Origin of the sequence: Bradyrhizobium sp. PRIMUS42 (assembly GCF_023006515.1) — a bacterium.
In the GTDB taxonomy this organism is placed as follows: domain Bacteria; phylum Pseudomonadota; class Alphaproteobacteria; order Rhizobiales; family Xanthobacteraceae; genus Bradyrhizobium.
The window spans coordinates 1-4,560 of sequence record NZ_JALBGZ010000523.1 but is presented as its reverse complement, the minus strand read 5'-3'; the positions used below and the strand labels follow the sequence as shown (position 1 = coordinate 4,560).

At 64.3% G+C, this 4,560-nt stretch carries 7 protein-coding genes; 4 read left to right on the top strand and 3 right to left on the bottom strand.

Features of this window, described 5'->3' with window-relative positions; all coding sequences use genetic code 11:
• Nucleotides 1-235 precede the first annotated feature (235 nt).
• Nucleotides 236-433, top strand: coding sequence for a cysteine-rich CWC family protein (locus MOV75_RS28350; RefSeq protein WP_247006995.1), 198 nt, complete (start codon nucleotides 236-238; stop codon nucleotides 431-433).
• A gap of 125 nt (nucleotides 434-558) precedes the next feature.
• On the opposite strand, the gene MOV75_RS28345 is transcribed toward MOV75_RS28350, so the two are convergent.
• Entirely contained in the window at nucleotides 559-1,257 is a 699-nt protein-coding gene (locus MOV75_RS28345) for a glutathione S-transferase family protein (RefSeq protein WP_246930857.1), read from the bottom strand.
• Nucleotides 1,258-1,456: 199 nt separating this feature from the next.
• Here MOV75_RS28345 and MOV75_RS28340 point away from each other — a divergent pair, with 199 nt between their 5' ends.
• Together MOV75_RS28340 and MOV75_RS28335 are read left to right on the top strand one after the other, a co-directional pair.
• Complete coding sequence (locus MOV75_RS28340) at nucleotides 1,457-2,575, top strand: MBL fold metallo-hydrolase (RefSeq protein WP_247006994.1); 1,119 nt, start codon at nucleotides 1,457-1,459, stop codon at nucleotides 2,573-2,575.
• Nucleotides 2,575-3,180 (top strand): SCO family protein, encoded by a 606-nt coding sequence (locus MOV75_RS28335; protein ID WP_246930862.1) that lies wholly within the window; start codon nucleotides 2,575-2,577, stop codon nucleotides 3,178-3,180. Before MOV75_RS28340 ends, MOV75_RS28335 begins: the two co-directional genes overlap by 1 nt.
• A gap of 33 nt (nucleotides 3,181-3,213) precedes the next feature.
• Here the strand turns inward: MOV75_RS28335 and MOV75_RS28330 are convergent, their stop codons facing one another.
• Entirely contained in the window at nucleotides 3,214-3,444 is a 231-nt protein-coding gene (locus MOV75_RS28330) for a hypothetical protein (RefSeq protein ID WP_247006993.1), read from the bottom strand.
• Nucleotides 3,441-4,220 carry a sulfite exporter TauE/SafE family protein gene (locus MOV75_RS28325; protein WP_247006992.1) on the bottom strand — a complete coding sequence of 260 codons (780 nt, stop codon included), beginning with the start codon at nucleotides 4,218-4,220 and terminating at the stop codon, nucleotides 3,441-3,443. Before MOV75_RS28325 ends, MOV75_RS28330 begins: the two co-directional genes overlap by 4 nt.
• 162 nt (nucleotides 4,221-4,382) lie before the next feature.
• Here MOV75_RS28325 and MOV75_RS28320 point away from each other — a divergent pair.
• The coding region (locus tag MOV75_RS28320; protein WP_247006997.1) for a LysR family transcriptional regulator at nucleotides 4,383-4,560 on the top strand (178 nt) is incomplete at its 3' end.

The following is a 4,560-nucleotide window of genomic DNA, read 5'->3' as shown; positions in this document are numbered from 1 at the left end:
CCGCCTTCACGAAGCCGCGCGGATCGGAGGCGGCGTTGACGAGATCGCCCGAGGCGCCGCCGCGGGCACCGAAGCCAAAACGGTTGAGCGCGACGAGCGCGGCTTGCGAATCGCGGGCCATCGATTTGTCCTTCGCGTGGCGGGAGCCGCTTTCCGAGTCCGCGCGCGAGGCCTAATATACCGCAACGACCGATGAACCCGACATGAAAATCACGGCGAAGCTTCGACGTAAATCATGACAAATCCGAAAGACTCCTCATCGCAGGAACCACGCCGCCTCGTCTGCTCGCGCTGCGGCAGCGAGTTTGGCTGCGACCTCTCGGGCACCTGCTGGTGCGCGGAGGAAACCGCAAAGCTGCCGATGCCAGTCAAAGGCGAGGATTGTCTGTGCCGCGCGTGTTTGCGCAAGGCCGCGGAGGCGGCAGTATCGTAGGGTGGGCAAAGCGACTTGTCCGCCGTGGCTCGCATAGCGAAGGCGGAAGCGTGCCCGCCAATATCCTTGCGTACAGCGAAAGATGGTGGGCACGGCGCTTTGCGCCTTTACCCACCCTACGAAGCCTAGACTGCGTATCCCGGCGACTTCCGCGCCATGCCGTCGAACGCATCGAGCAGTTTTTCGCGCCAGGCATAAACCGGATCGTCCGCTTCCAGCAGCTTGAACGGGCTCACCACCCGCGCCCACTGGAAACCGCCGAACACGATGTAGTCGGCGTAGTTCGGCGCCTCGCCGCCGAGATAGGGCTGCTTCTTCAAGGTCTGCCGCATCATCTCGAGCGACTTGCCGAAGGCGACCACGCCGGTATCGCGGCTCGCCATCACCTCCTCCAGCGTCTTGCCGCCGAAACGCGCCTCGCGCGACTTCCGGAAATAGGCAGCGTCGATCTCGTCCAGATTTTTCGGGATGTCGGCGACGATCAGCGGAAAGATGCCGCCGACGAGGGCAATGTCGCCGAAGGCGTTGATCATGCGCGCCATGGCGCGGCCGCCCTCACCGCCGAACAGCGACGGGCGATCCGGAAAATGGTCCTCGAGATAGTTCGCGATGGCCCAGGAATCGACGACGGGCTTGTCGTGATGCAGCAGCACCGGAACCTTCTCGGAGCCGTGCGGCACAAGTGCGCTCTTCTCGGTGAAGCGCCAGGGCAGCGATTGCGCCGACAGGCCCTTGTGCGCAAGCGCCATCCGCGTGCGCCAGCAGTACGGGCTGAACGGGCGTGAGGGGTCGGTGCCGACGAGTTCGTAGAGTTTGAGTGACATGGCTGGTCCCGTTGCTGCAATTGGCGAACAGAGTAGCCGTCATAGCGACGAGCGCAAGAAAGCCGTCTTGCCGCCGGTGCCCGGGTCTGACCGGTGACCGGCTGCTTCGCCCGCGCAGCGCCGAATTTGCTCGCGAGTTGTTGAGCTGGCACCGGATTGGACCTAAGCTCGGGCATTTCAAACTTTGGGAGGCATTGCAATGACGAGGACCGTTCCACGGCGTGATTTCCTTCTCGGCTCGGCAGCGCTCGCCGGCGCCGCGGCCGCCAATGCCTTCACTTGTGTCGAGATCGCGAGCGCAGCGCCGATCGCCGTTCCGACCGTCGACAAGCTCTCGATCCGCGTGCTGGTGGATTCGAGTTTCGACCTGTTCTTCCGCCCCAAGCAGATCAACGGCGTCTCGATCGCGCCGGCGGTGCGCACCGGCGGTGACTTCCGCAAATCGCTGCACAACGAATGGGGCCTGTCGCTCTGGTTGGAATCCGAAGGCGGCGGCAACCAGCGCACGCTGATGCTGGACTATGGATACACGCCCGAGGTGCTACTCAACAACATGGCGTTGATCGGCGTCGATCCGGCCAAGCTCAACGCGCTGATCGTCAGCCACGGCCACTACGATCATTTCGGCGGCCTGAACGGCTTCCTCGATAAATTCCGCGACAAGCTGCCCGCCGACCTCAAGCTCTACGCGGGCGGCGAGGATAATTTCTGCCATCGCGTCAGTCCGACGCCGACGCAGGGGCAGTTCGCCGATTTCGGCACCCTCGATCGCCGGTCGCTCGCGGCGCAGAAAGTGACGACCGTGCTATGCGAAACGCCAACAGTGATCGCGGACCACGCCTTCACCACCGGCAAGATCACCCGCCGCAGCAGTGAACGCGTGCTGCCGAACACCCTCGTCGAGTTTGGCATCAAGGACGGGCTGGGCTGCAACGTCGGGCACTACCTGCCGGCGGAGATGGAGGGCAAGATCGTGCCGGACGAGCACATCCACGAGCACGCCACTTGCTTCAATGTGCGGGACCTCGGTCTCGTCGTGATCTCGTCCTGCGGCCATGTCGGCATCGTCAATTCGGTGAAGCAAGCGCAGGAAGTGTCGGGCATCCAGAAAGTGCACGCCATCGTCGGCGGCTTTCATCTCGGCCCGGCGCCCAAGGACTACCTCACGCAGGTCGTGAGCGAGATCAAGGCGCTCAATCCTGACGTCGTCGTGCCCATGCATTGCAGCGGGCTCAACTTCGCACAGGAAGCCAATGCCCAGATGGAGGGTAAGGTGGTGGTGACGACGACAGGCAGCCGCCTCACCTTCGGGCTGTGATGCGCCGCGCCGGCGCTTGGCTGTGCGTGATGCTGGCGCTCGCCTGCGCGGGCACGGCGCAGGCGCGCTCGGCCGCGGAGACCATGGACGTCCTGATGTGGAATCGTAAGCCGGTCGGCGGACCGTTCCAGTTGATCGACCAGACTGGCAAGGTACGCAGCGATCGCGACTTCCGCGGACGATTGATGCTGGTCTATTTCGGCTTCACCTATTGCCCTGACGTCTGCCCCACCGACCTGATGGCGATCGGGCAGGCGGTCGAGCAGCTTGGGCCGGACGCCGACGCCGTCCAGCCGGTCTTCATCACGCTCGACCCCGAACGCGACACGGCCAAGCATCTTGCCGAATATGTGCCGCTGTTTCATCCACGGCTGCTCGGGCTGACCGGCAGCCTCGACGCGATCGGGGCCGCGGCAGAGGCCTACAAGGTCTATTTTGCCAGGATCCCGATCGGCAAGGACGGCGGCGACTACACGATCGACCACAGCTCCTTCATCTACCTCATGGACCGCGACGGGAAATATCTCGGCTTCTTTCCGCCGGGCACCTCGGCCGAGCGCATGGTCGAGATCATCCGGCCACGCCTTGCGGCGCCTTCGCGGTAGCGCTCCGGCGAGAGCTAGTTTGAAGCGACGTGCTCACCGCCCGTTGGTGCGCAGCAACCTCTCGCCGCCTTCCGTCACCGCGATGACCAGCCCGAGGCCGGCAATCGTCTCGCGCGCGACGTAGCCGCGGTCGGCGGCATCTTCCCAGATGGTGAGGCGCGGGCACGAGGTCTTCCAGGTCGCGATCACCTCGGCATAGGCGCGCGGCTCGCGCGCGACCCATTCGACGAAGTCAAGCACCAGCGGATCGGCTGTCTCGCTCATTGCAAACCTCCCTTGTCGAAGGCGGCCAGCACCGGCGCACGAAGCATCAGCCAGCCGCCATAGGCGATGTAGTAGCAGGCGATGGTGGTGATCAGCTTGTTCGACCACGCGATGAATTGCTGGTCGGTCATGGCTTCCAGAATGCGCCGCGCCAGCGTGGTGCCGAGCATCGAGGCCGCGATCGCAACGGCAGCAAGCACGGGATCGAGGCTCGCCGCCTGGTCGATGATGCCGCCGAAATAAATCAGCTTGGTGAAATGGCTGACGAGCTGGCACATCGCCTTGGTCGCCACCTTCTCGCGCCGGCCGAAATCGCCGCCGAGGAAGAAGGTGTCGAGCAGCGGGCCGGAGACGCCGGTCATCAGCATCAAGCCCATGCAAATCGTGCCGTAGACGGTGCCCTGCCAGAGCCTATCAGGGTCCGGCTTGACGTTCGCCGGCAACAGCCGTGCCATGAACGGGGTGATGCCCAGCAAGAGCAGCGCCATCGGCTTGTCCGGAACGTAGCGGGTGAGCGACCAGGCCGAGAGCGCGACGGCGGCGCCGACCAGATAGTTCGCGACCGGCCGCCAGCGGATATGTGCCCGCCATAGAAACGCGCGCCAGCCGTTCGAGGCCATCTGCGTGATCGCATGCAGCACCATCGCGGTCGGCAGCGGCATCAGGGCCAGCAGCACGCCGATCAGGATCAGCCCGCCCGCCATGCCGAACAGGCCCGACAGGAACGCGGTGGCGACCATCAGCAATCCAAGGGCAGCGATCATGATGGGCGTCACGAAGGGATCTCCGCAAAAGTGAGGGACTGCAAACTGTTCGTCTCCCTCGCCCGCTTGCGGGAGAGGTGAAGGAAAACGTGCCTCGCTTGCCCAATTCGCGCAAACTGAGTTATCTTGGCCTGGCATCAGCTTTCCTGAGGGTCTTGCATAAGGGTCTTGCATTTGCGGCGGCTGCTGTTTCTCAACGGCATCAAGGCATTCGAAGCGGCGGCGCGGACCGGCAGCTTTGCTGCGGCCGGGCTCGAACTGAGCGTGTCGGCGGCCGCCGTCAGCCGCATGGTCCATCTGCTGGAAGAGCGGCTCGGCGTCGCGCTGTTCGAGCGCAAGGCCAATCGCCTGG

What these genes read in the sequence shown, in the direction of transcription:
- MOV75_RS28335 (WP_246930862.1), top strand. Translation starts at nt 2,575, where the DNA reads ATGCGCCGCGCCGGCGCTTGGCTGTGCGTGATGCTGGCGCTCGCCTGC.
- MOV75_RS28345 (WP_246930857.1), bottom strand. Translation starts at nt 1,257, where the DNA reads ATGTCACTCAAACTCTACGAACTCGTCGGCACCGACCCCTCACGCCCG.
- MOV75_RS28350 (WP_247006995.1), top strand. Translation starts at nt 236, where the DNA reads ATGACAAATCCGAAAGACTCCTCATCGCAGGAACCACGCCGCCTCGTC.
- MOV75_RS28340 (WP_247006994.1), top strand. Translation starts at nt 1,457, where the DNA reads ATGACGAGGACCGTTCCACGGCGTGATTTCCTTCTCGGCTCGGCAGCG.
- MOV75_RS28330 (WP_247006993.1), bottom strand. Translation starts at nt 3,444, where the DNA reads ATGAGCGAGACAGCCGATCCGCTGGTGCTTGACTTCGTCGAATGGGTC.